Below are 22,212 nucleotides of genomic sequence, written 5' to 3' on the forward strand. Positions count from 1 at the left end.
TGTCGTAAGAATTAATTAAAGGCACTGAATTAGTGCCTTTTTTAATGCCAAAAATAAAGTGCCTTTATGATTCTTCTGTGCTTTCTTCGCTGTCTTCAATAAATTGATCTTTCGGGAGAATATTAACCGTTTCATGAAGTTCAGAGTACACCAATAATGCTGTACCTTGCTTTAATTGCTGATGAACTTGGGCTATTTTTTCACTAAGTGATACATCTTCACTGCCATATTCTGTGCCTTCACGGAGGACAAAATTTTCGATAATGGCGCTTAATGTTTCTTCTGACAATTGTTCTAGTGGGATGATCATAAATATCTCGTAAAAAACTCAGGTATACGTTGCTCTAACCAATATCTTGGCTTGAACGGATTATTACCACTGATGAAACCTACATGACCACCTTTAGCGCTGACTTCAAATGTCATTTGTTTAGGCAACGAAGTAATCGCAGTGGTATTTACATGACATAAAAATGGGTCGTCGGTTGCATGAATAATTAAACAAGGTGTAGTTATCTGTTGCAACACATCCCTGCCGCTAGCTTGCTTATAATAGTCATTCGCATCAATAAAACCGTTTATTGGCGCAGTAACCATTTGATCAAATTCTCGAATTGAACGCACATTATTTAGCTGAGTTGTGTTTATATTATGTAATAAGTTAGCCTGTATTTTTTCAACTGTACTGGCTCTAAGCATATCCACTAAGTACTTTTGATAAACACGAGAAAAACCACGGTTAATTCGGTTACTACAACTTGATAGGTCAAGTGGGGCGCAAATGACACATGCAGCTTGATAGATATTTTGTTTTTGCTGAGCTAAGTATTTAGTCAGTACATTCCCGCCTAATGAAAAGCCAACAATCGCTTTTTTTGCATCAGGGTATTTACTGGCAAGGTATTGGCTAAAGTAGTCAACATCACAAGTTTGGCCGCTATGGTAAGACTGAGGCATACGGTTTGGTCGACCGCTACAGCCTCTAAAGTGCATTAACACACCTACCCAACCTTGTGCTTTAATCGCGCTTAACATCCCTTTTGCGTAGTGGCTGTTCTTTGAGCCTTCAAGTCCATGTAATACGGCGATAATTGGACGAGTACATGCTGAGTTAACCTGTTCTGTCCAGGCTAAATCTACAAAATCACCATCGGGTAACTCTAACGTTTCATTGGTTGTATCTATGGAGTGGCCACGTCTAAAAAACTTAGCGGCAATGGTTTGTAAATGGGCGTTTTTTAGCCACCAAGCTGGGCTGAAAGAGCTTTTGGTAAACATAATGCGGTAATAGCGAGTTATACAAAAAATTTATTGTACGTTAAATTTTTGCTCATGCCCACCGTTTGGCGATAAGTGAACAATGAGCGTGACCACTTAAGTTTTCATTATGACATTTGTGAAACATCTCTAAGGCGTATCTTCACTGATATGTTTTAAAAAGTAATAAACGTAAAAACTACAAATGCCTATTACAGTAGCTAAACCAATAAATGACATGATGACCACGGGATCGTTTAATAGCATATCGACAAAATTCATCACAAACTCCAAAAGTATTTAAGTAGGTATGGCCACTATTATAAATAACACTTAAATAATGCTTATTGATTTGGATCATGATCATTGCCACTTTTTGTATTAATGAAAGTGAGGCGGGATAGTAGCAGCTAATAAATAGCACATGCTTACGTTTATCAGACTAACTAATTATGTTGTAACTCAGTGGAGTAAAGCCGAACTATTGAAAATTGAAGATAAAAATAAACCCGCTAGGATAATAAGCGGGTTTATGTTGGTTAACTGCTTTGGGGATATGCTTATATTAAGAAATAATCGTTAAGATTTTTGTCTTAATTTTAATTCTCGTTGTTGGATTATTTTACGATAAATAGCATCGGCTTTTTCACGACTCTCTTTTATCTCATCAACGGTTAATTTATGTTCGTCCATATCGCGACTTTTTTCAGCCATACGATAAGCATTTTTAGCCGCAATAATATTCCAGATATAAGACATTCTAGTACTCTTAGCGACGCCTTTACCTTCAAAGTACATCAAGGCAAGGTTAAATTGTGCTAAGGCATAGTTTTGATCCGCCGCTTTTTGATACCAACGAGATGCTTGCAGGTAATCGCGTTGAACACCACTTCCGTTATAAAGCATCACCCCTAAATTAAATTGCGCTCGGGGTAAGTCTTTATTTGCGGCTTTTTCCATTAATGCATAAGCAGAGTTTAAATCCTTTTTAACGACCTCTCCTTCACTATAAAGCAACGAAAGATCGAACAAGGCTTCTGAGTAATTTTGTGAAGCGGCCTGATGAAGAAGCTCCAACGCCTTCGTTGGGTTTTTAATTACCCCGTAACCGTTTAAATAAATTAACGCCATTTGATATTGCGCAGGAGCATATTCTTCAGCAACTAATGGCTCAAACTCTGCAATCGCGGCTTTAAACTCACCACGGTTTAGCTCGTATATGCCTAAATCTAAATCAGCACTAAAGGCAGAGCTTTGTGTAAAAAGGGCAAAACTGATTGCTAGTAAGGTCAATTTTTTCATAATAATGTCCTATATTGTGGTGTTGTCGCGATTGAACGCAGTGACAAAATTTTTGCTGCGATCTATTAAGTGTAGCAATAAATCTATAATGCTTGTGACATTATCTCTTCTATTTGTTCTTCAAGGTCAAGCCACTGCATTTCATTTGTTTCTAAATCTTGGGTCAGTGTTGCTTGGCGTTTCAATAATTGTGTTAGCTTTGTTTTGTTCTCAGCTTGGTATATCTCACTATCGGCCAATTGTGCTTCAACCTCAGTTAATTCGTTTTGGTATTTTTGTACCAGCTTTTCAAACTTATCAGCCTGTTTACGCAGAGGTGATGCTTTTTTACGTAGCTCCGCTTGCTCTTTACGTTGCTGTTTTTTATCTACTTGTGGCTCAGTAATTACTTTATTCGCTTTGACTGTTTGCTTTTTATCATCGTTGAGCCATTGTTGGTAATCATCAATATCACCGTCAAACTCTGTTACCTGGCCGTTAGCAACGATATAAAACTCATCTACACAAGACTCTAATAAGTATCTGTCATGAGCAATAAGAATAATTGCACCGTCAAAGTCTTGCAGAGCTAACACCAATGCTTGGCGCATTTCTAAATCCAGGTGGTTTGTCGGCTCATCTAATAGCAACAATTGTGGCTTTTCTAAGACAATAAGGGCTAAGACCAAACGCGCTTTTTCGCCACCTGACATGGTGCCAACTTTATCTAAAGCTTGGTCGCCACTAAAGCCAAAACGGCCTAAAAATGATCTCGCTTGTAACTCGGTAATATCCGGCTTTGCTCGCGTTATATGTTCAATCGCACTACTAGGTAAATGCAACTGTTCAAGCTGGTGCTGAGAAAAATAGCCCACACGAAGATCTTGCGCGCAATAACGTTCACCTTGAAGTAATGCTAAATCACCAGCAAGTGATTTAATTAAGGTTGATTTACCTGCACCATTGCGACCCAGTAAACCAATGCGACTGCCAGGCACTAAAGTCATACCTACATTTTCCAAAATAATAGCTTCATCGCTATAACCACATTGGCTTTCGGTTAATGCCAATAATGGATAAGGCAGGGTATCTGGTTGTTCAAAGCTGAATGTAAATTGGCTATCAACATGGGCTGGCGCTAAGTCAGGTAATTTTTGTAAACGTTTTAATCGGCTTTGTGCTTGTTTTGCTTTACTGGCTTTTGCGCGAAAGCGGTCAACAAAAGAGGTTAAATGCGCTACCTCTTTTTGTTGCTTTTGATACTGAGCGTCTTGCTGGGCTAAATGCTCCGCACGTTGACGTTCAAATGCGCTGTAGTTACCAGAATAAAGTTTTGCAGTTTGGTGTTCAATATGGAGAATTTGGCCAATAACATCATCAAGAAAATCACGGTCATGCGAAATGAGTACTAGGGTGCCGGTGAACCTTTTCAGCCAGCGTTGTAGCCAAATAACTGCGTCTAAATCTAAATGGTTGGTGGGCTCATCCAGTAATAATAAATCAGCACGACTTATCAAAGCTTGGGCTAAGTTTAAGCGCATTCTCCAACCACCAGAAAATGATTTTACTGGGTTTGCTAGTTGTTCTTGTACAAAACCTAAACCGTGTAATAACTCGCCTGCTCGTGCGGGTAAACTGTAGCCATTAACGGTGTCAATTTGGTTGATAATAGTCGCTTCAAGAGTCCCGTTATCGTCAGCGCGTGCTTGGTCTAATTTGGCTTCTAATTGTCGGAATTCAATATCTCCATCCATAACATAATCTAAAGCCGATCTATCGAGCGCTGGCGTTTCTTGCTTAACGGTAGCAATTTTCCAGCTTGTTGGCATAGAAAGGTTACCCATATCAGCAGGAAGTGCACCTAATAAGCTCGCGAATAAAGAAGATTTTCCACAGCCGTTCGCCCCAACAAGCCCAACCTTATGATTTGGATGTATAGTAAAACTTGATGATTTTATGAGGTATTTTGCGCCTCGGGCTAAACTTAAATCTGTAGCTATGATCATTTATCGTGTCTCATTTTAATGCAGGTTGCTATTGTCGCTTTTCCTTAGGGGGTTGTTCAAGGTAAAATAGAAGCACTGAGCAGATATCTTGCTAAATCTAATTAAATATTTAATAAAATTGAGTGAAAAAGTGAAAAAACGATTTATAGCCGGAGCAACCTGTCCAAAATGTAAAGAAATGGACACCATGGGACTAATTAAGGAGCATGGAGTTGAAACCGTAACCTGTGTAAGTTGTGGGCACCAAATGTCGCAACCCGAAGAGCATGTAGTGCAAGAAGTAAGACCGAATGAGCAAGTTATTGGTATTTTTAAACAAGAGTAACTTTTTTTGCATTGTTAACGATACTTTTAGCTAGGCTTGATAATATCAGCGTTATTAGATAAAAAGCGTTGTTCTGTCAATGTGCAAAAGTTATGGAATGATTAGTAGGGTGACATTAAAAGTGACGGGAATAAATTACGGCATTTGAAAAGCGTTAACACTCAAAATATAAAAGTTAACCTAAGCACTAAATAGGTTAACTTTTGCATAGTTATTAATACTTTACGCACTGGTATTAATAATAGAGTCACTTTCTTCAAGATCAAATTTTTCAAAAACTTTCGCTAATATCGACTGTTTGTCTTCATCACTCAGACTATTGCCATTATTAGCTGCTAGAGTTTCTTCTAGTAACTCAGATAGGTAATCCACCATTGAAGTAATTTCTTCTGTGCTTTGTTTTGGCGGCGGTGGTGGAGGTGGTCTACTACCTTCAGAAACATTGGCGAGTTCACCTATGCTTTTGGCGTCAAAACCAGCGCTAGATAATGCTTTTTCAAGTGCAGCACCCGGTTGAATATTAGCTTGTGAAAATGTTTCTATAATACTCAAAGCATCTTCTTGACTAAGATTTTCAGTATCAAATTCAGATAAGGTCTCAGAGATTAACGACTGCTGATCTGCTGTTAAACTTTGCTCTGTTCTAGCAGGCGGCGGCGGCATTGAACTGCCCAAATTAGTTGTATTAATCAATTTATTTTCCTTAGCGCTTTTGTTTAGCAGGTGGGCGGTGGTTTTTAAACTCTGTTTTACTAATAACACTGTTACTATCGCTGTCTATTTCATCAAAAATGGTTTGATGATCTCCACTTGGCAAATCTTGTTGAGAAAATTCGTCAAAGTCGACTTCACCATCGCCATTAATATCTATTGATGAAAAAGCGGGTGGAGGTCCTGGTCGGCCTCGGCTTTGTTCTTGTGCTTGTGCCGGAGTTTGACTAAATATAACGAATAGTAACGCCGTGGCTAATACGGTTTTTGATTGCATATACATAATATGTTGTTAATCCTTATCCTAAATTCGGATATAAGGTTATCAACAGAAAATGCAAAAAATGTGCAAATAAAAAGAAAAGTCAGTTAAATTTTGTAACTCAAGCACTAAAGCACTAAACGATAACCTGTACCGTAAACTGATTGTATCCAGTCTTTGCCATTACTAATGTCACTGAGTTTTTTACGTAATTTTTTTATGTGGCTATCAATGGTGCGATTATTGACGATACGATCATCTGAATACATATTTTGCATGAGTTGATCTCGGGTAAAAATACGCTCGGGTTTGCCTGCTAAAGGTTTTAACAGTTGAAACTCAACAGAGGTAAGCGATACTTCGTGATGATGAAAAGCCACGGTAAGCCGATGCTCATCGAGTATCAGCATATCGGAAGTATTATCAAGTGTTTGTGTTCGTCTAAGTACCGCTTTCACTCTTGCAACGACTTCACGCGGGCTAAAGGGTTTGCAAATATAGTCATCAGCGCCTAACTCTAAACCGAGCAAACGGTCTATTTCTTCTACCTTAGCGGTCACCATCAAAATAGGGACATTTGAAAACTGCCTGATTTCTTTGCACAAATCTATACCATTTTTACCTGGGAGCATAATATCAAGCAATATAGCTTTCGGTTGATTTTTTTTAACCCAATCAATAACGTCATCACCATGATGAATTAAGTGCGGACTATATTCAGTAAGTGCAAAATAATCTGCCAGTAAATTAGCAAGTTTAACTTCATCTTCTACGATTAATATCGAATCTGGCATAGGGTTTCTCTAAGCTAAAGGTAAGGTAATGATAACCGCTAAACCGCCTGAAACAGACTTTTCAGCACTAATTTCTCCTTGGTGAGCGATAACAATATGCTGACAAATAGATAAGCCTAAGCCAAAGCCACCTGTTTCTCGATTTCTCGAATCTTCTACGCGATATAAATATTCAAATAAATGTACAAGATGCTGTTCATCAACACCAATGCCATTATCTTCAAACTTTATGGTAACAGTGCCTTTGTTATTTCCTGCTGAATTTTCTTCTAATTTATTAACCGTGGCCGAAACGCTAAGTTCACTTGCTTTCGAGTATTTAATACAATTATTAATAATATTTTCAAATAATTGATAGAGCCTAGTTTTGTCAGCATAAATATTAACTTCTTTAGTATTTAATTCAAGCACAAGTGCAATTTTGGCATCTGATAAATAGCCACGGTACTTAGCTGCCTCGTGCTGAATTAATTGCATTAAATCTTCATGTTGTTTGCGATAACCCATACCGCCGATGTCAGTATTGGTTAGTTGATTTAAATCATCAATTAAACACTGTAAATGTTTTACTTCGTCATTAGCAGAAGCAATATTACTATGGGTTAAGGGTCTAACGTTGTCGAGCATGGCCTCTAACTCGCCACGTAATATAGCGACAGGTGTACGTAATTCATGCGATATATTGCCTAACCAGCGTTTTCTTGCACTTTCATTTTTAGCGAGTGTTAATGCTAATTCATTGTAATCTCGACTTAATTCATTGAGTTCATCTTTTCTGTTTAACTGAATTGATTGTTGATAATCGCCTTGGGTAAGTTTATGCATACCACGAGTAATGAGCTTAATCGGTTCAACAATATGTCGAGCAATAGGAAAGGTAACCAGCGCAACAAGGCTCATAACCAAAAAGGCAATTAGCCATAAATATTCTTGTTGTTGCTCAATAAATTCAACTTCATAACCTTGTGTGAGTTGATTACGTTTTGAAATAGCAAAAAAACCTACCACGCGACCATCAACTTCGATAGCGACTTTTTTATACTCTAAAGTTGGCAGGTACATGCCGACAATGACCGTTTCATCAGCAGCTAGCAATGCATAATGCGCTTCACCTTTGGGTGGTCGAGGAGGTAAATCATCAAAATTATTATGTCGAGGAGGAGGCCTTTTCTCAGGCGAGCTCGGTTGAAAACGAGGTTTATTAAATGGCTTTCTGTCGCCTTTAGCAGGTCGGTGATTTTTTTCGACGTCAAAGTCACTGTCTGCAAGTTGTTGAGAAATTAATTGATGAAACCTGCGATGTTCTCCGGTAATGGAGCGCCAATTATTTTCAACTTTATATTCATCAGCTAGTTGAGTTAGAACCGGTTGTAATGTTTCTACTTCTTTCGAAATAACATATTCAACCATGCCTTTATCAATGCTCCACTGCATTAGCGAAACCAAAACGGTAACTAATACCAAGCTAAAGCTAAAGAGAAAGAGAAAGAGTTTATTTTGAATTTTCATAGTACATTTATAATCTTAAAATTTGTTAAAAGCTCGGTTTTATTTCGACTAAAGAGAATTAAATTAAGCACATTAGAAAATGTAAAAAGCTTAAAATCAATGGGACTGAGTCAAAGTTCTAATATATAAGTAGGGATAACATATCAAAACAATGTGCAAAAAATATGCACTTTTTAAATTATTTTGATTACTATAATTTACATATAAAGACTAAAGCCATGAACAAATGACACAACTTATTGTTTATAGTCAGTAGTAAAATAAATGGCTAATGGAGTAATTTGGTTTAAGTTTGAAAGTTAAAAATATTAGCTCAGAGGTACATGAGAATTAATTGTCAGAGCTGTAATTACCGCTATCTAAAAAGAGTGATAACGGCATGTAATATAAACTATCCCTATAACCATCGGCGAACGTTAGCTTGATATGTTTTATAATTACTGGGAAAAATTTCTGCTAAATGTTGTTCTTCAACAGTGGCCTGTTTGAACAAAGTATACAAACCAATAATAAGGCACACTAAAGTAAATAAAGACGGTAATGCTAGAAAAAATCCTAATTGTGATAATGCCACACTGACAAAAATTGGGTTACGAGAGTACTTAAAAAAGCCATCAGTAATTAACCCATCAGGGCCTTTTGGGTCGACACCAGAGCGCCACTTTTGCTTCATACTAAAGTGGATGATTATCGTCATTAAAAAGCCAAAGGTTAACAGTATATTGCCCAGTATAAGAACAAGGGCATTATCGAAAGTCGTTATTAAACCTAGGTATTCATCAAGCGCAGGAAAAAATAACCTAACTACACAAACCATCCAAATTGACACTCTGAAGAGTCGAAATGTCATGTGGTTCCACCAATGCGAGCAAAAGCGTTCGCCGGGAAACACTAGTCCTGTGTTAGTGCTTTTTTGTGCCGTTATAATTCTAACAGTATAAAAAAGTGCAACAGCGGAATAAAAAACAGCCAAGTATAAGCGCGTAAACTCTATTATTGAAGAAGTGTTATCAAGAGATATCATATGTATTGATCAATATTCATTTATGTAAGAAAAATAATCTAGCGTTTATTAAGTCACTAGATTTAGGCTTATTCGAGAAAAATTATGGGAGTAAATTTTTTTAATAAGACTTTACTACAGGTTTTGAAAAGAAAACAAACGGTATTGCTAATGGCCCCAAAATAGCGCCCAATATTGCCCATAAGTTAGCTTTAGCGCCTTTATATTTGGCAACGGCATAACAAATAAAAATGCTAAGAATATTTAAAATAAATAAAACAGTCATAGTGTACTCCTTGTAAACCTAAAATATTATACGTACTAAATAGTTGGTGTGAGCAAATAAAATTGCTTGTCACGGTTTGCCGTATTATTTTTTGCTAGCACAACCATGTGCCTTCAATACCCTTTCTTTAGAAGCTGGATATTGTTTTAATGCCTCAATTGGTCGAATAGGGCGCTTGACTAAATTACCTGAACAATTGGGGCAAATAAAGCTTAAAACATTCTCAGTGCAGCTAGCACAAAAGGTACATTCAAAAGTACAAATGAACGCGTCTTCAGTCGAAGGCGGTAAGTCTTTATCACAACATTCACAATTGGGCTTTAAAATTAACATAGTAGCGTCTTTAAAGTAAATCGGTCTCAATATGAGATGTGTTAGGCAATCTAATTTTTATAATACACCTTTAAATATCACTACAAACCATTAACCTACATTGTTAATAGTGAGGTGGTGGTGGCTCTATTTCTTCTTTACCATCTTGCTCCGGTGCATTCTCTTTAATGCGATTAGCGAGCAGAGAAACTTGATGCTTAAGCTCGGCAAGTTGGTTTTGATGAATGGTAATTTCATGGTTTAGTTGATCGATAATATCATCTTGAAATGCATTGCGAGTTTCAAGGGTTTCAATTGCTTGGTTTAATTCTATAACTGATTTCACTGTTTATTTACCTGCCATAATTCGGCATATCCAGAAGAGCTTTCGGTGATTACCTGGTTATTATCTCTAAAAGCGACACTATACACAACAGCGCCTGCGGGTCTAATATCTTCGCGCGGTAAAACTCGCCAGCTAGTTAGGCGTTCGCCCGTTGCAATATCCCATATACTCACCTTTCGAGATGGAGCTCCTGTTAACAACTTAGTACCGTCAGGAGAAAATTGCACGGCACTAAAAATTTCTTGTCGGTTAAAGTATTTTAGTTTGGTAATTAATTCTCCTGTTTTTAAATCCCAGATATTGGCCGATTTTTTACTGTCAGCGGTAAAGGCAAAGCGACCTTTAGGATCAAGCGCCACCATAGTGACTCGGCTAGGGTGATTAAAGCGATATATTACTTGTCCTGATACCGTATCCCATACATAAGCAACAAAATCGTTAGAGCCAGAAAGTGCAATTCGGCCATTGGGTAACATATCTATCGCATTAATTTTTTCTTGGTGGCCTAAAAATTCTAAACGTCGACCGTTAGCAATAGTAATGTGCACAACTTTACCATTGCTTTGACCAACCAATAAGTAATCGCCATTATTTGATACAGCCACATCACGTATCGTAGACTCGGTTATTGACCAAAAGCCTTCTGATAAGCCATTTTCTATATTCCAAAGTGAAAAATCATGGCGATTAGCGGTGATTGCATGGCTGTTATTATCGGCAATATCAGTTACTAATACTAAATTGTCTGCACTATTTTGTTGTTGAGACCAATTATATTTAAGCGCATTATTTTCTAAATCCCATAAGCTAATACCATGATGTATTGACGAAACAACACTAAATTTAGCGTCATTCGATATATTAGCCGCGTAAGCTCCCTCTACCGCATGCTGCCATCTTTGTGCGGGCTCTTGCCCTACCGGCTGGCAAGCAGAAAGCAAAGCTAATAAAAACAGAAGCTTGGCTTTTAGAATTGTTAAGTTACAGTTCAGCAAAATATTAATACTTTTTTCTTAGGGCATTTATCGTTAGTATAAGCCGCATTGTTTAACAATTCACACATATTTAAATGACTTAGCCCGAATTTCTGGCTAAGTAGTAAAACGGAGATGTAAATGAAGTTTTTTAAACCGACATTAGTCGCTATTGCCTTATTATCAGTAATGGGTTGTCAAGAACCTGCTAAGCAAGAAGAGCAAGCCGCTGCGCTTGATACAGAAATACAAAAACAAGCCTATGGCTTAGGTGCTTCAATTGGCATGTACATGGAGCGCAATTTAGAAGAGCACGATAAATTGGGCTTAACTTTAGATAAGTCACTTATTATTCGTGGTTTTACTGACAGCATGGATGGCAAGTCTCAAATAGAGAAAGAAGACATTCAAGCATTGTTGATGAACTTAGACCAAGCTATGAAAGCTAAGCAACAAGAGCAAGCCTCAGTGAGCTCTGAAGCAAGTTTAGCTGAAGGTCAGGCTTTCTTAGCAGAAAATGCTAAAAAAGAAGGTGTTCAAGTTACTGAATCTGGTATTCAATATGAAGTAATTACAGCCGCAGACGGTGAAAAACCTGCTGCTACTGATACAGTTAAAGTTCACTATAAAGGTACATTCCTTAATGGTGAAACTTTTGATAGTTCATACGATCGTGGTGAGCCAGCAGTATTTCCACTTAATCGTGTAATTTCAGGTTGGACCGAAGGTGTTCAGTTAATGTCAGTGGGTTCTAAATTTAAATTTACTATCCCTTCAGACCTAGCTTACGGCCCTAATGGTAATCCACCTCGCATTCCGGGTCATTCTGTATTGCAATTTGATATTGAATTATTAGAAATTCAAAAACCTGAAGCTGCGGCACAAGTTGGCGATAAAAAGTAATAACTTACCTGTTGTTAAATAACAAAAACCAACCTTTAAGGTTGGTTTTTTTATCAATAATTTTTATTAAATGTAGTATTTTATAACGTATGTTATCAACTCTCTGTTAGATTTTTATTATTCTTACGGAATTGTTTAGGGGTTACTCCTTCATACTTACTAAACGTTTTTGTAAAAGCACGTTCTGACTCGTAACCAACATTTAACGCAATGTCGTTAATAAAAAGCGATGTCGTCAAAATCATTTCTTTCGCTTTTTGAATACGTAAATTCGATAAATAAGTAAAAACAGTTTGTCCGACTAGTAACGTGAACTTTTTCGCGAACGCCGCTCTAGACATGCCAATAGCAGACGCTAAACTATCAATTGTCCAGGGTTTTTCAGGCGACTCATGAATGTATTCAAGCGCTTTACCAATACGTTTATCTTTTAATGCCTGTAAAAAAGAATGTTGCTGCTGGCGTCCAAAATTAATTCTGATTAATTCTACCAATACAACTTCTGTTAACTTATTGACTATAATTTCATTACCAATGTTTTGTGCCATATACTCCGAACTAAGCTGATCAAAGGTGCTTTTTAACCAAGCATGTTTATTTAGCTCACCCTCGCGAACGATTGCTACCTGCTCAAACATGCTACCTAACGGAGATAATGTATCGTGCACAAACGAGCAACTGCCACAAAGTAGTAGGGTAGACTCGCCACTGATCGCCATTTGATTCTCAGGAGGCTCGCTTGTCAGTATATGGTCAACACCCGGACCTAAAAATATTAAATCACCGGTAAACAACTGCTCAACTCTATCACCTATTTTCAACCAGCAAGCGCCACGCCTTACAAGATGAAAACAAGCCGTTTTTTTATCTACAAACTCTTTTATCCATGGGGGTTCTACATGGCTGCAAAAATATACACTGCCACTGACACGTAAAGACGTGAGAATATCGCTTAGAATTTCCATGCTTATTTAATTGGTTATTGATCGTATTGAAAATATAGACGATCAGTGTAAAAAGTAAAGACTTTCTAACGTTGTTGAGTTTTTTAATTCTTTCATAATAGCTACATCAATATCAATTAACCTAAACAAGAGAGAATGATCATGGCGAAGATAGAAATATATAGTAAAAGCTACTGTCCATATTGTAAAAAAGCAAAGGCAACACTTGTTAGCTTAGGGTTAGCATTTGAAGAATACGAAATTACCCACAGTGAGAAGCTGACTAAAGAAATGCATGAACGTAGTTCGCGCCGAACAGTGCCACAAATTTTTATTAATGATCAGCATATAGGTGGCGGTGATGACTTTCATGAAGCATTAAGCAGCGGCCAATTAAAGCACTTAATTGCTAAAAAATAACGACATAATCAACAATATACCTTGTCTACGTTACAATTTTTAAAGGAAAAAACCATGCCAAACACTACATTATCCGTTGACCGCGAAAGAAAATTCAATGATCTAGCATTAACCCAGAATATAAGTACTTTTGGCGACATTGCCTTAAGGCTTTCAATCGCGCTTATTTTAGTGTGGATTGGCGCGATGAAGTTTTCTGCATATGAAGCCGGTGCAATCGAAGGCCTTATTTCATCAAGTCCTTTAACATCTTGGCTTTACAATATTTTTAGTTTACAAGGTGCCGCTAACTTTATAGGAACGTTCGAAATAGCCACCGCTATTGCCATAACCCTTACACCAGTAAATAGACTCATTGGAATTATTGGTAGTTTAGGTGCAATCGTTACTTTTGCTGTTACCTCTAGCCTATTATTAACTGCGCCAGTTTGGGAGGCCACGCTAGGTGGATTTCCAGCGCTTAATGTAGTTCCAGGTCAATTTTTGGTGAAGGATATTGTACTTTTAGCGGCTTCAATTACCCTATTAGGCAAAGCATTAAAAGCGAAATAAATCAGATAGAATGAATATAGCTATTGGCTATATTCATTCAAAATTAATTCATCGTATGGCGGCATGTCGTTGTTAAGAGGATTCTTTCTACGCTAATCAGTAATATTAGTTAATGCTATCGTGATGAGCTGTTAATAAGCGCCAATCAATACTTCTGATTAAATTTATTGAGACTGCTGGCTTAACCACCACTCTTCCATAATACGTACATTTTTCAGGTTAGATTTATAAAACAAATCGGCAATGTCACCAACAAAAGGAATAACACCTAACAAAAAATCTAGCGCAATATTCCATAGCATTTTCATTCTAAGCGTTCTTGGTACTTGCATAGATTTTGCCAAACCAACAATGCTGAGCGATAAGCCAGTCATTATAAGGTCGCCCACTACAGGAATAAGGCCAATAATAAAGTCTAAGCCTAATCGAATACCCAATAATGGGATACGAATTTTAGCGTCAGCTAAATTAGCTAACTTCTGTGCTTTTAATAATGCTTTAGGTGCTTGATCTAAGTCGTCCATTTTTCCTTTATCCTAGGTTTAAATATAAAACTTTTAAAATAAATTATGACCGTTGTATCGATATTTTCAAATTTCAGGCAATAAAAAAGCCTTACCGAAGTAAGGCTTGAAATGCTCGCTGTGTGGTCTAGTAAACTAGCTTCTTTTTATTTATTTCTTTATTTTTATTATTGTTTTTCTTTAGCGCGGGACATTTATAGCAAACGCCTTTTATTGGTGCAACAACTTTAATAGAGCATATATTCCACGAAGTTTTTCGTATTATAGGGTCCCAAAAATCACCTTGGCTTTATGTTTTTATAGTTAAAAAATTTGATGAATAAAAAAGATCAATTATTACTCTATCAACATTTTGTAAAGTATGTGACAAATTGTATAAAAGTGTGCTTTATCAAGTTCTAAGGTGATTTTTATTACATTGGTAAAAAGTCAGTAATAACACGAAAACTGGTATACCACATATGTTGTTTTGATGGGCAATTGCCCATTCCTTATGGCCTTGGTGGATGAGGATAAATAATTTAATTTAAAAAAAATAAATTATTTTTTAGTTATAGCGTTTTGATGAATGAAATTGCTGTTTTATTGAACATATTCTATTTGCAATTTTGAGGTGCTGACGAGGGTACCTGATTAAAGTTTTGTCGTAGTATTTTACTTTTTTGTATTAAATAACGCGTAATTCGAAAAAATATTTCAATATCCAGGTCGCGAACACCATTAGATTTGATTTGTAACATAGATCAATAAAATTTGAAGTGTTAGAATGCGCGCATATTATAGCGGAGAAGATTTTTGATGACTGAATTAAAGAACGATACGTATTTACGTGCGCTTTTGCGCCAACCTGTTGACTACACACCTGTTTGGATGATGCGCCAAGCGGGTCGTTATTTACCTGAATATCGTGAAGTGCGCAAAGGTGCTGGTGACTTTATGTCAGTCTGTCGTGATGCTGACTTAGCTTGTGAAGTTACTATTCAGCCATTACGCCGTTTCCCACTTGATGCAGCCATTTTATTTAGCGACATTTTAACTATTCCTGATGCTATGGGTTTAGGTCTGTATTTTGAAACCGGTGAAGGTCCTAAATTTGAGCGTCCAATAACATGTAAAGCAGACGTTGAAAAAATTGGTATTCCAGATCCAGAAGGCGAATTGCAATATGTCATGAATGCTGTTCGTACTATTAAGAAAACACTAAATGGCGATGTTCCACTTATTGGCTTTTCGGGTAGTCCATGGACATTGGCCACTTATATGATTGAAGGGGGTAGTTCAAAAGCCTTTACTAAAATCAAAAAAATGATGTTTGCAGAGCCACAAGTTTTACACATGTTATTGGATAAGTTAGCTGACTCAGTAATCTTATATTTAAACGCTCAAATAGCTGCTGGTGCACAATCAGTAATGGTATTTGATACTTGGGGTGGTGTTTTGTCTCCAAGAGATTATAAAGATTTTTCTTTGCAGTATATGGCGAAGATTGTTGATGGCTTAACTCGTCATAATGATGGTCGTAAAGTACCAGTAACCTTGTTCACTAAAAATGGTGGTATGTGGTTAGAAGATATTGCCGCAACAGGTTGTGATGCTGTAGGTCTTGATTGGACCATTGATATTGAAAATGCTAAAGCACGTGTAGGTGATAAAGTTGCCTTGCAAGGTAACATGGATCCATCGATGTTATATGCACCGTTGCCTCGCATTGAACAAGAAGTTTCAAAAATACTATCAGGATTTGGTGAAGGTGGTACTGGGCATGTATTTAATTTAGGTCACGGTATACACCCTGATGTTAACCCAGATCATGCTGGCCACTTTATTGAGTCGGTACATCGTTTAAGTAAGCCTTATCACTTATAAGTAGTGTTGGTATTAAATCTAAAGGTTATTGGTGTTTTATATGCGAATAACTAATCAAAAGGAGCTTAAAGCTCCTTTTTTTATACCTGAGATATTGATGTAATTGATATTTTTCTATATTTAGTAAGTATTCGGTAATCTATATATTACTTGTAGATTAAGGTATGCTTGAAGCAGAAACAGACATTGAATGGACACTAGTATGACTAACAACAAAAAATTATTATCCACATTACTGATCACTTTATCACTTAGCGCCTGCGGTAGTAGTTCGACCGATAACGAAACCGATAAAGGAGCAAAAGAAGTAATGACTCAAGAGCAAGAAAGTTCTCCAGAGCAAGCAGCAACTAAACTCGTTGCTACGCCAAAATTAAAAGGCGAAAAAATGGAAGATGTAAAACAAAACCTAAAAGACGATTTAAGCGGCTGGCAACGTGGACGTGTACAGTTTTTAAACTTAGAAGGTGGCTTTTACGGCATTATTACTGACTCAGGTCAGAAGATATTACCGATGAATATGGCGAAAGAATTTGCCCAAAACGGTGCTATTGTGCGTATTAAAGGTAAAGTTAAAAATGTGATGACCATTCAACAGTGGGGTACACCTTTTACTATATCTGAAATCGAACTTATCAGCCCTGGTAACAAAGTGAATGACGCCGATATGTAGCACAAGGCGGTTTATAACAATAAACTAACGACAAGTTAATGGCTGAGTTAGCAGTGTTAACGTTTTACCACTGTTGCTCACCTGAACTTGATATATGTTGCGGTATTCTTTCTCAGTAATATTCGGCACGTCTAACTCACTCAGTAATGCCGATAATTGTGGTGTGGTGTTACTGTGACCCACAACTAAAACATTTTCTTTTTGATTTAGTAATTGCTGTGCAAACTGCGTTAGTTTTGCGGGAGAATACTGTTTTATTGCTAGCTTTTGTTGTTTAGCAAAAGGGGCGGCTGTCGCCATGGTACGTTGGTAGGCTGTGCTGTAAACGCGTTTTATTTTCGTATGTTCGAGAATACTAGCAATTTGCTTGGCTCTTCGTTTTCCACAAGGCGTTAATTTAGGATCTTCTTTTACGGCTTGCTTTTCAGCATGGCGAACTAAATAAATGCTAAAACTATCTTCTGCGAATGTTGGTACAACAACAAAAAACAGGGCTGCCAGTAAACAATATTTCATTTTATTTCCATGCTGATTTTTAAAATACACAATGTAAAAAGGGCAAAGTTATTAATAACTTTGCCCTTTTTTATTTGTTTAAAATAATCGATTTAATCCGTTTAATGCCGCTACCCTGAAAGCTTCAGCCATTGTTGGATAGTTGAATGTTGTTTCAACAAAGTATTCAATGGTATTGCCACCATTAGTTTGTTGCATTATCGCTTGGCCGATATGAATAATTTCAGCCGCATTTTCACCAAAACAATGAATGCCTAAAATTTCTTTGGTTTCACGGTGAAAAAGAATTTTTAATGAACCAACTAAATTATTCGATATTTGTGCTCGGGCTAAATGTTTAAATTGCGCACGACCAACTTCATACGGAATTTTAGCTTCTGTTAATTCTTGTTCAGTTTTACCAACAGAGCTGATTTCTGGAATGGTATAAATACCGGTAGGAATATCATCAGTCAGCTTGGCTTTACTTTCACCGTCAAGCATGGCACTTGCACAAATTCTACCTTGGTCGAATGCAGCACTAGCCAAACTTGGGTAACCAATAACATCACCTACGGCAAAAATGCCTTCAACGTCTGTTTGATATGAGTCGCTTACTTTTAATTGTCCACGTCCATCAGCTTTTAAACCCGCATTTTCGAGTTTTAAGTCGGCCGTGTTACCGGTACGTCCATTGGCAAATAATAAGCAATCTGCGCGCATTTTCTTGCCAGACTCTAAATGTACAATAACGCAGTCTTCGTTGGTTTCTACGCGTTCAATCTGCTCACCGTGGCGAATAACAACGCCGTTGTTCCATAGGTGATAACTTAACGAGTCTGACATTTCATCATCTAAAAATGATAACAAACGATCACGGGTATTGATCAAATCTACCTTGACCCCTAAACCGCGAAAAATACAGGCGTATTCACTACCAATAACACCTGCACCGTAGATAATAATTTGGCGTGGAGAATGTTCTAATGACAATATGCTGTCGGAGTCATAAACCCTAGGGTGAGAAAAGTCGACATCGTCAGGTTGATATGGGCGTGAGCCAGTTGCAATAACAACTTGTTTCGCTGTTATGGTGTCAATTGTGCCATCTGCGCGTAAAACTTGAATGGTATTAGCATCAACAAATGAGGCTTCGCCGATATAGTGCTCAACTTGGTTGCGATTATAAAAGCCGCTGCGCAAATTTACTTGCTTGCGAATAACTGCAGATGCGTGACCTAAAATATCTTGAAAGGTTAATTCTTTGGCATTTTGCCCAGCATTAAACAGAGGATTTGAGTTATATTCGATTAACCGACTAACGGATTGGCGTAAGGCTTTTGATGGAATAGTGCCCCAATGAGTACAGCCACCGCCAACATGATGATAGCGTTCAATAATAGCAACTCGCTTATCTTGCTTGGCTAAGTTCATTGCTGCGCCTTCACCACCAGGCCCTGTGCCTATTATAATGGCATCAAAATCGTAGCTTTTTTTAGCACTTTTTGCTTTCTTAGTTTCGGCTTTTGCTTGTTTACTCAACGGTTAACCCTTTAATTCCTGCTTCAATGGTAAAAATTTTAGCAGGAATTAAATGTAACGTAACTGTTTTTATGCGAGTTTTTCTACCATATTTTGCCAGCTACGTTGTTGTTCAGCTAATCGACGCTTAATTTCTTGATATTGCGCCATTACATCTGAGTTCTCAACATCAGCAATTAATTGGTCACGCTTAGTGGCAATTAACGCTTTGCGAACCGCATAGAACTCATTGATTTTATGGATAAGTTCATCGTATTCATGCTGTAATCTTTCTAATAATTGCTCGGCGTCAGGATGAGCTGCTAGTTTTTGCTGACTACGTAATAAGATCATAGATAAGCGCGCTTTTTCTATTTTAACTTCAGGTGTTACACGTAACTTCGAGGTCAGCTTTAAATGTTCGCAACCTTTAATTAACCATTTTGTCGGGTCAAAATGCCACCAACGAATACCATTACGGTAGTCGTTTTCAAAAATATGGTGATAGTTATGGTAGCCTTCGCCAAAAGTGAAGAAAGCTAAAACACCGTTGTCGCGTGCCGTATTTTTATCTGTGTAGGTTTGCTTGCCCCAGATATGTGCCAATGAATTAATAAAGAACGTGGTGTGATGACTTAGTACCAAGCGTAAAAATCCAAGTAACAGCAGGCTGTTGATCATATCGCCGTGCCATAAACCGAATAAAATAGGTACGCCAAAGTTCATTAATATGGTCAGTAATAAATAATGTTTATGCTGCCAAACAACAATAGCGTCTTTTTGTAAATCGCGAACGTTGTTGTAGTCATTATATTTAGCAGGTTGATGATCTCTTAGCATCCAACCTATGTGTGAGTGCCAAAAACCCATTTTTGCCGAATAAGGGTCAACATGATTTTTATCAACATGCTTGTGGTGAATACGATGGTCTGAAGACCAATGCAAAGCACTATTTTGTAAGGCGAATGCACCACCTAGAGCGTAAACGAGCCTTAAAGACCAATGCGCTTGATAAGTTCTATGAGACCAAAGACGGTGATAACCCGCCGTAATTGACATACCACAGTATATGAAGCAGATAATAGCTGCGGTGATTTCAGTCGCATCAAAGCCATGAGTAAATGCACGGTAAGGCACTGCGATTGCAGCGAATAAAAAGGTAATGCTAAATACAAATACATTTAACCAAATAATAGGTGGTTTTTTCATTAATTATCCATCTAGGGCTTAAGCACCAAAAAACATTTCGGTGTACACATGTACGCTATTCTATCTTTACTCAATGTTGAGTCAAGTGCTGATGATGAATTATTCGTGAAATTAACCATTATTATTTTGAGCATTACAATGCGATTAGTATCAATTAACTAGTATTGTTAACGATTTTCAGTATCATATCAGCCTAGTTTTATCATGAAATAAAAAACAGGTATATTGGCGATGAGTGGTATTAGAGCACTTCAAAAAGAGAAAACGCGTCGTCAATTAATTGATGCAGCTTTAGGGCAACTGAGCAGTGAGCGTAGCTTTTCTAGTTTAAGTTTACGTGAAGTAGCCAAAGAAGCGGGCTTAGCGCCAACCTCTTTTTATCGTCACTTTTCTGATATGGACGAGTTAGGTTTAACTTTAGTTGATGAAGCGGGTTTAACTTTACGCCAATTAATGCGACAAGCCCGACAACGTATTGAAAAAGGTGGTTCAGTTATTCAAATTTCTGTCCGCACTTTCATGGAGTTTATTGAAAGTAACGGCAATATTTTCCGTTTATTATTACGTGAACGTTCAGGTACTTCACCGGCATTTCGTGCCGCGGTTAATCGTGAAATTCGCTATTTTACTTTAGAGTTGTGTGATTACTTACAACAAGCGAATAAACTAGATGCTGAAATCGCTTATTTGCAAGCCAATGCAGCTGTGACCATTGTGTTTAGTGCCGGATCAGATGCCTTAGATTGTGATAAAAAAGATCTGGTGGCGTTAGCACAACGAACAATTAAACAATTAAGATTTATTGCCCGTGGTGCTTTCGAGTTTAGTGTTCGCAATGAAAACCGTATTGAATTACGCCGCGGCAGAACTAAAGGCGTGACAAAATAACACCTGTTTCTACATGATGGGTATATGGAAATTGATCAAATAAAGCGAAGTGCTCAATTTTATGAGTTTTAACTAATTCAACTAAGTTATCACGTAATGTTTCTGGGTTGCATGATATATATATAATGCGCTCAAAACGAGAAACTAGCTCTACACTGTCAGGATCAAGGCCAGCTCGTGGTGGATCAACCAAAACGGTTTGATAGTTATAGCTGGTCAAATCAAAACCTTCTAAACGACGAAACACTCGTTCGCCATTCATGGCCTGACTAAAGTCTTCACTTGCCATTCTCACAATATCAACATTGTCTAATTTATTCGCTGCTATGTTTATTTGCGCAGACTTAACGGATGTTTTTGATATTTCTGTACCTAGTACGCGATCAAAGTTTTGTGCTAAGGCAATACTGAAATTACCGTTACCACAATAAAGTTCTATTAAGTCACCGCCGGTGTTGTTAGTGGCTTGTTGCGCCCACAGTAACATAGCTTCATTTACCTTAGCATTGGGTTGCGTAAAGCTATTCTCAACTTGTTGATAATGAAACTGCTCACCGTTTACAGATAATGTTTCCATGACAAAATCTTTGTCGAGCACAACTTTTTGTTTACGCGCTCGGCCAATAATATCAACGGGCGCTATGGCAGATAAACGTAACTTTAATTGTTGTGCTTGTTCAATCCACTGCTCGTCTAATTGTTTGTGATAAAGCAAACTAATTAATACTTCGCCACTGAGAGTTGATAGGAAATCAACTTGGAATAACCGTTGGCGCAAAATGTCTTTATTTTTTATGTCGGCCAACAATGCGGTCATAAATTGGTTGATCAACGTACTGGCAACAGGAAAATCTTCTACTTTGTATTTTTCTTTCGTCTCACTATTAAACATGATGTAGTAAAGGTCATCACCATCATGCCAAACACGGAACTCAGCACGTTGACGGTAGTTTAAGGTTGGAGAAGGAAATATTTCAAATGTTGGTAAGTCAAATTGAGCAAAAGTGCTTGAAATACTTTGCTCTTTTTCGTCAAGCTGTTGTTGATAATTATCGGGATGAATATGACTAAACATTGAAATACCTTGTTGAAAGTGGCCATCGCTAATTGATGAGGCGAAGATTCTAGCGAGTGACCAATTTTTGTCTACT

Annotated in this window: 27 protein-coding genes; 7 read left to right on the forward strand and 20 right to left on the reverse strand. The window is 37.5% G+C overall.

The window, feature by feature from the left end:
• Positions 1-64: 64 nt before the first annotated feature.
• From DBO93_RS02215 to DBO93_RS02235, 5 genes are all read right to left on the reverse strand, one after another.
• Positions 65-310 (reverse strand): YheU family protein, encoded by a 246-nt coding sequence (locus DBO93_RS02215; RefSeq protein ID WP_108454873.1) that lies wholly within the window; start codon positions 308-310, stop codon positions 65-67.
• Entirely contained in the window at positions 307-1,278 is a 972-nt protein-coding gene (locus tag DBO93_RS02220) for a hydrolase (protein ID WP_108454874.1), read from the reverse strand. Before DBO93_RS02220 ends, DBO93_RS02215 begins: the two co-directional genes overlap by 4 nt.
• Before the next feature lie 129 nt (positions 1,279-1,407).
• Positions 1,408-1,539, reverse strand: coding sequence for a DUF3149 domain-containing protein (locus DBO93_RS02225; RefSeq protein WP_108454875.1), 132 nt, complete (start codon positions 1,537-1,539; stop codon positions 1,408-1,410).
• 297 nt (positions 1,540-1,836) lie between these two features.
• Positions 1,837-2,559 carry a tetratricopeptide repeat protein gene (locus DBO93_RS02230; RefSeq protein WP_108454876.1) on the reverse strand — a complete coding sequence of 241 codons (723 nt, stop codon included), beginning with the start codon at positions 2,557-2,559 and terminating at the stop codon, positions 1,837-1,839.
• An 83-nt stretch (positions 2,560-2,642) separates the two neighbouring features.
• A complete protein-coding gene (locus DBO93_RS02235; protein ID WP_108454877.1) occupies positions 2,643-4,544 on the reverse strand; it encodes an ATP-binding cassette domain-containing protein in 1,902 nt (633 codons plus the stop codon).
• Between the two features lie 118 nt (positions 4,545-4,662).
• Here DBO93_RS02235 and DBO93_RS02240 point away from each other — a divergent pair, with 118 nt between their 5' ends.
• The gene (locus DBO93_RS02240; RefSeq protein ID WP_108457709.1) at positions 4,663-4,869 is read left to right on the forward strand and encodes a YheV family putative zinc ribbon protein; all 207 of its coding nucleotides are present in this window, start codon (positions 4,663-4,665) and stop codon (positions 4,867-4,869) included.
• Positions 4,870-5,091: 222 nt separating this feature from the next.
• Here the strand turns inward: DBO93_RS02240 and DBO93_RS02245 are convergent, their stop codons facing one another.
• The 9 genes from DBO93_RS02245 to DBO93_RS02280 form a co-directional block, all read right to left on the reverse strand.
• On the reverse strand, positions 5,092-5,562 hold the full coding sequence (locus DBO93_RS02245; RefSeq protein WP_239059079.1) for a hypothetical protein: 471 nt from the start codon (positions 5,560-5,562) through the stop codon (positions 5,092-5,094).
• A gap of 10 nt (positions 5,563-5,572) precedes the next feature.
• Positions 5,573-5,863 carry an EF-hand domain-containing protein gene (locus DBO93_RS02250; RefSeq protein ID WP_108454878.1) on the reverse strand — a complete coding sequence of 97 codons (291 nt, stop codon included), beginning with the start codon at positions 5,861-5,863 and terminating at the stop codon, positions 5,573-5,575.
• A gap of 107 nt (positions 5,864-5,970) precedes the next feature.
• Positions 5,971-6,636 carry a response regulator gene (locus DBO93_RS02255; protein WP_108454879.1) on the reverse strand — a complete coding sequence of 222 codons (666 nt, stop codon included), beginning with the start codon at positions 6,634-6,636 and terminating at the stop codon, positions 5,971-5,973.
• 9 nt (positions 6,637-6,645) lie between these two features.
• Complete coding sequence (locus tag DBO93_RS02260; RefSeq protein ID WP_239059080.1) at positions 6,646-8,070, reverse strand: ATP-binding protein; 1,425 nt, start codon at positions 8,068-8,070, stop codon at positions 6,646-6,648.
• A gap of 472 nt (positions 8,071-8,542) precedes the next feature.
• A complete protein-coding gene (locus DBO93_RS02265; protein ID WP_108454881.1) occupies positions 8,543-9,169 on the reverse strand; it encodes an isoprenylcysteine carboxylmethyltransferase family protein in 627 nt (208 codons plus the stop codon).
• Between the two features lie 100 nt (positions 9,170-9,269).
• Positions 9,270-9,434 carry a hypothetical protein gene (locus DBO93_RS18670; RefSeq protein WP_162533702.1) on the reverse strand — a complete coding sequence of 55 codons (165 nt, stop codon included), beginning with the start codon at positions 9,432-9,434 and terminating at the stop codon, positions 9,270-9,272.
• 84 nt (positions 9,435-9,518) lie between these two features.
• Positions 9,519-9,767: a DUF1272 domain-containing protein gene (locus tag DBO93_RS02270; RefSeq protein WP_108454882.1), complete on the reverse strand. Its 249-nt coding sequence runs from the start codon at positions 9,765-9,767 to the stop codon at positions 9,519-9,521.
• 103 nt (positions 9,768-9,870) lie between these two features.
• The gene (locus DBO93_RS02275) at positions 9,871-10,092 is read right to left on the reverse strand and encodes a SlyX family protein (RefSeq protein ID WP_239059081.1); all 222 of its coding nucleotides are present in this window, start codon (positions 10,090-10,092) and stop codon (positions 9,871-9,873) included.
• Positions 10,089-11,087 carry a hypothetical protein gene (locus DBO93_RS02280; RefSeq protein WP_108454883.1) on the reverse strand — a complete coding sequence of 333 codons (999 nt, stop codon included), beginning with the start codon at positions 11,085-11,087 and terminating at the stop codon, positions 10,089-10,091. The genes DBO93_RS02275 and DBO93_RS02280 overlap by 4 nt, the downstream gene beginning before the upstream one ends.
• A 120-nt stretch (positions 11,088-11,207) precedes the next feature.
• On the opposite strand from DBO93_RS02280, the gene DBO93_RS02285 reads away from it, so the two are divergent.
• Positions 11,208-11,969: an FKBP-type peptidyl-prolyl cis-trans isomerase gene (locus DBO93_RS02285; RefSeq protein WP_108454884.1), complete on the forward strand. Its 762-nt coding sequence runs from the start codon at positions 11,208-11,210 to the stop codon at positions 11,967-11,969.
• A 95-nt stretch (positions 11,970-12,064) separates the two neighbouring features.
• On the opposite strand, the gene DBO93_RS02290 is transcribed toward DBO93_RS02285, so the two are convergent.
• On the reverse strand, positions 12,065-12,934 hold the full coding sequence (locus DBO93_RS02290) for an AraC family transcriptional regulator (RefSeq protein ID WP_108454885.1): 870 nt from the start codon (positions 12,932-12,934) through the stop codon (positions 12,065-12,067).
• A gap of 141 nt (positions 12,935-13,075) precedes the next feature.
• Between DBO93_RS02290 and grxC the strand changes: the two genes are divergently transcribed.
• Positions 13,076-13,333: a glutaredoxin 3 gene (gene grxC / locus DBO93_RS02295; RefSeq protein ID WP_108454886.1), complete on the forward strand. Its 258-nt coding sequence runs from the start codon at positions 13,076-13,078 to the stop codon at positions 13,331-13,333.
• A 54-nt stretch (positions 13,334-13,387) separates the two neighbouring features.
• Positions 13,388-13,885, forward strand: a complete 498-nt coding sequence (locus tag DBO93_RS02300) for a DUF417 family protein (RefSeq protein WP_108454887.1) — start codon at positions 13,388-13,390, stop codon at positions 13,883-13,885.
• A 164-nt stretch (positions 13,886-14,049) separates the two neighbouring features.
• Here DBO93_RS02300 and DBO93_RS02305 read toward each other — a convergent pair whose 3' ends face one another.
• Positions 14,050-14,409, reverse strand: a complete 360-nt coding sequence (locus tag DBO93_RS02305) for a DUF4112 domain-containing protein (RefSeq protein WP_108454888.1) — start codon at positions 14,407-14,409, stop codon at positions 14,050-14,052.
• Between the two features lie 798 nt (positions 14,410-15,207).
• Between DBO93_RS02305 and hemE the strand changes: the two genes are divergently transcribed.
• Positions 15,208-16,275, forward strand: coding sequence for a uroporphyrinogen decarboxylase (gene hemE / locus DBO93_RS02310; protein ID WP_108454889.1), 1,068 nt, complete (start codon positions 15,208-15,210; stop codon positions 16,273-16,275).
• A 202-nt stretch (positions 16,276-16,477) separates the two neighbouring features.
• Positions 16,478-16,948, forward strand: coding sequence for a hypothetical protein (locus DBO93_RS02315; RefSeq protein WP_162533703.1), 471 nt, complete (start codon positions 16,478-16,480; stop codon positions 16,946-16,948).
• A gap of 24 nt (positions 16,949-16,972) precedes the next feature.
• Here DBO93_RS02315 and DBO93_RS02320 read toward each other — a convergent pair whose 3' ends face one another.
• The 3 genes from DBO93_RS02320 to DBO93_RS02330 all read right to left on the reverse strand — a co-directional run bounded on the left by DBO93_RS02320 (position 16,973) and on the right by DBO93_RS02330 (position 20,173).
• The gene (locus DBO93_RS02320; protein ID WP_108454891.1) at positions 16,973-17,464 is read right to left on the reverse strand and encodes a histidine phosphatase family protein; all 492 of its coding nucleotides are present in this window, start codon (positions 17,462-17,464) and stop codon (positions 16,973-16,975) included.
• Between the two features lie 78 nt (positions 17,465-17,542).
• Positions 17,543-18,985 carry a Si-specific NAD(P)(+) transhydrogenase gene (gene sthA / locus DBO93_RS02325; RefSeq protein ID WP_108454892.1) on the reverse strand — a complete coding sequence of 481 codons (1,443 nt, stop codon included), beginning with the start codon at positions 18,983-18,985 and terminating at the stop codon, positions 17,543-17,545.
• A 69-nt stretch (positions 18,986-19,054) separates the two neighbouring features.
• A complete protein-coding gene (locus DBO93_RS02330) occupies positions 19,055-20,173 on the reverse strand; it encodes a fatty acid desaturase (protein ID WP_108454893.1) in 1,119 nt (372 codons plus the stop codon).
• 231 nt (positions 20,174-20,404) lie between these two features.
• On the opposite strand from DBO93_RS02330, the gene fabR reads away from it, so the two are divergent.
• Positions 20,405-21,061: an HTH-type transcriptional repressor FabR gene (gene fabR, locus DBO93_RS02335; protein ID WP_108454894.1), complete on the forward strand. Its 657-nt coding sequence runs from the start codon at positions 20,405-20,407 to the stop codon at positions 21,059-21,061.
• On the opposite strand, the gene trmA is transcribed toward fabR, so the two are convergent.
• Positions 21,042-22,136, reverse strand: a complete 1,095-nt coding sequence (trmA, locus tag DBO93_RS02340) for a tRNA (uridine(54)-C5)-methyltransferase TrmA (RefSeq protein ID WP_108454895.1) — start codon at positions 22,134-22,136, stop codon at positions 21,042-21,044. The genes fabR and trmA overlap by 20 nt on opposite strands.
• Positions 22,137-22,212: the final 76 nt, after the last annotated feature.

It is taken from the genome of Colwellia sp. Arc7-D (assembly GCF_003061515.1).
In the GTDB taxonomy this organism is placed as follows: Bacteria; Pseudomonadota; Gammaproteobacteria; order Enterobacterales; family Alteromonadaceae; genus Cognaticolwellia.

Coding starts and splice junctions, on each gene's coding strand:
- DBO93_RS02235 (WP_108454877.1), bottom strand. CDS start 4,544: ATGATCATAGCTACAGATTTAAGTTTAGCCCGAGGCGCAAAATACCTC.
- hemE (WP_108454889.1), top strand. CDS start 15,208: ATGACTGAATTAAAGAACGATACGTATTTACGTGCGCTTTTGCGCCAA.
- DBO93_RS02305 (WP_108454888.1), bottom strand. CDS start 14,409: ATGGACGACTTAGATCAAGCACCTAAAGCATTATTAAAAGCACAGAAG.
- trmA (WP_108454895.1), bottom strand. CDS start 22,136: ATGTTTAGTCATATTCATCCCGATAATTATCAACAACAGCTTGACGAA.
- grxC (WP_108454886.1), top strand. CDS start 13,076: ATGGCGAAGATAGAAATATATAGTAAAAGCTACTGTCCATATTGTAAA.
- DBO93_RS18670 (WP_162533702.1), bottom strand. CDS start 9,434: ATGACTGTTTTATTTATTTTAAATATTCTTAGCATTTTTATTTGTTAT.
- DBO93_RS02260 (WP_239059080.1), bottom strand. CDS start 8,070: ATGCAGTGGAGCATTGATAAAGGCATGGTTGAATATGTTATTTCGAAA.
- DBO93_RS02330 (WP_108454893.1), bottom strand. CDS start 20,173: ATGAAAAAACCACCTATTATTTGGTTAAATGTATTTGTATTTAGCATT.
- DBO93_RS02315 (WP_162533703.1), top strand. CDS start 16,478: ATGACTAACAACAAAAAATTATTATCCACATTACTGATCACTTTATCA.
- DBO93_RS02215 (WP_108454873.1), bottom strand. CDS start 310: ATGATCATCCCACTAGAACAATTGTCAGAAGAAACATTAAGCGCCATT.
- DBO93_RS02225 (WP_108454875.1), bottom strand. CDS start 1,539: ATGAATTTTGTCGATATGCTATTAAACGATCCCGTGGTCATCATGTCA.
- DBO93_RS02320 (WP_108454891.1), bottom strand. CDS start 17,464: ATGAAATATTGTTTACTGGCAGCCCTGTTTTTTGTTGTTGTACCAACA.
- DBO93_RS02290 (WP_108454885.1), bottom strand. CDS start 12,934: ATGGAAATTCTAAGCGATATTCTCACGTCTTTACGTGTCAGTGGCAGT.
- DBO93_RS02270 (WP_108454882.1), bottom strand. CDS start 9,767: ATGTTAATTTTAAAGCCCAATTGTGAATGTTGTGATAAAGACTTACCG.
- DBO93_RS02285 (WP_108454884.1), top strand. CDS start 11,208: ATGAAGTTTTTTAAACCGACATTAGTCGCTATTGCCTTATTATCAGTA.
- DBO93_RS02255 (WP_108454879.1), bottom strand. CDS start 6,636: ATGCCAGATTCGATATTAATCGTAGAAGATGAAGTTAAACTTGCTAAT.
- DBO93_RS02230 (WP_108454876.1), bottom strand. CDS start 2,559: ATGAAAAAATTGACCTTACTAGCAATCAGTTTTGCCCTTTTTACACAA.
- fabR (WP_108454894.1), top strand. CDS start 20,405: ATGAGTGGTATTAGAGCACTTCAAAAAGAGAAAACGCGTCGTCAATTA.
- DBO93_RS02300 (WP_108454887.1), top strand. CDS start 13,388: ATGCCAAACACTACATTATCCGTTGACCGCGAAAGAAAATTCAATGAT.
- DBO93_RS02220 (WP_108454874.1), bottom strand. CDS start 1,278: ATGTTTACCAAAAGCTCTTTCAGCCCAGCTTGGTGGCTAAAAAACGCC.
- DBO93_RS02250 (WP_108454878.1), bottom strand. CDS start 5,863: ATGTATATGCAATCAAAAACCGTATTAGCCACGGCGTTACTATTCGTT.
- DBO93_RS02265 (WP_108454881.1), bottom strand. CDS start 9,169: ATGATATCTCTTGATAACACTTCTTCAATAATAGAGTTTACGCGCTTA.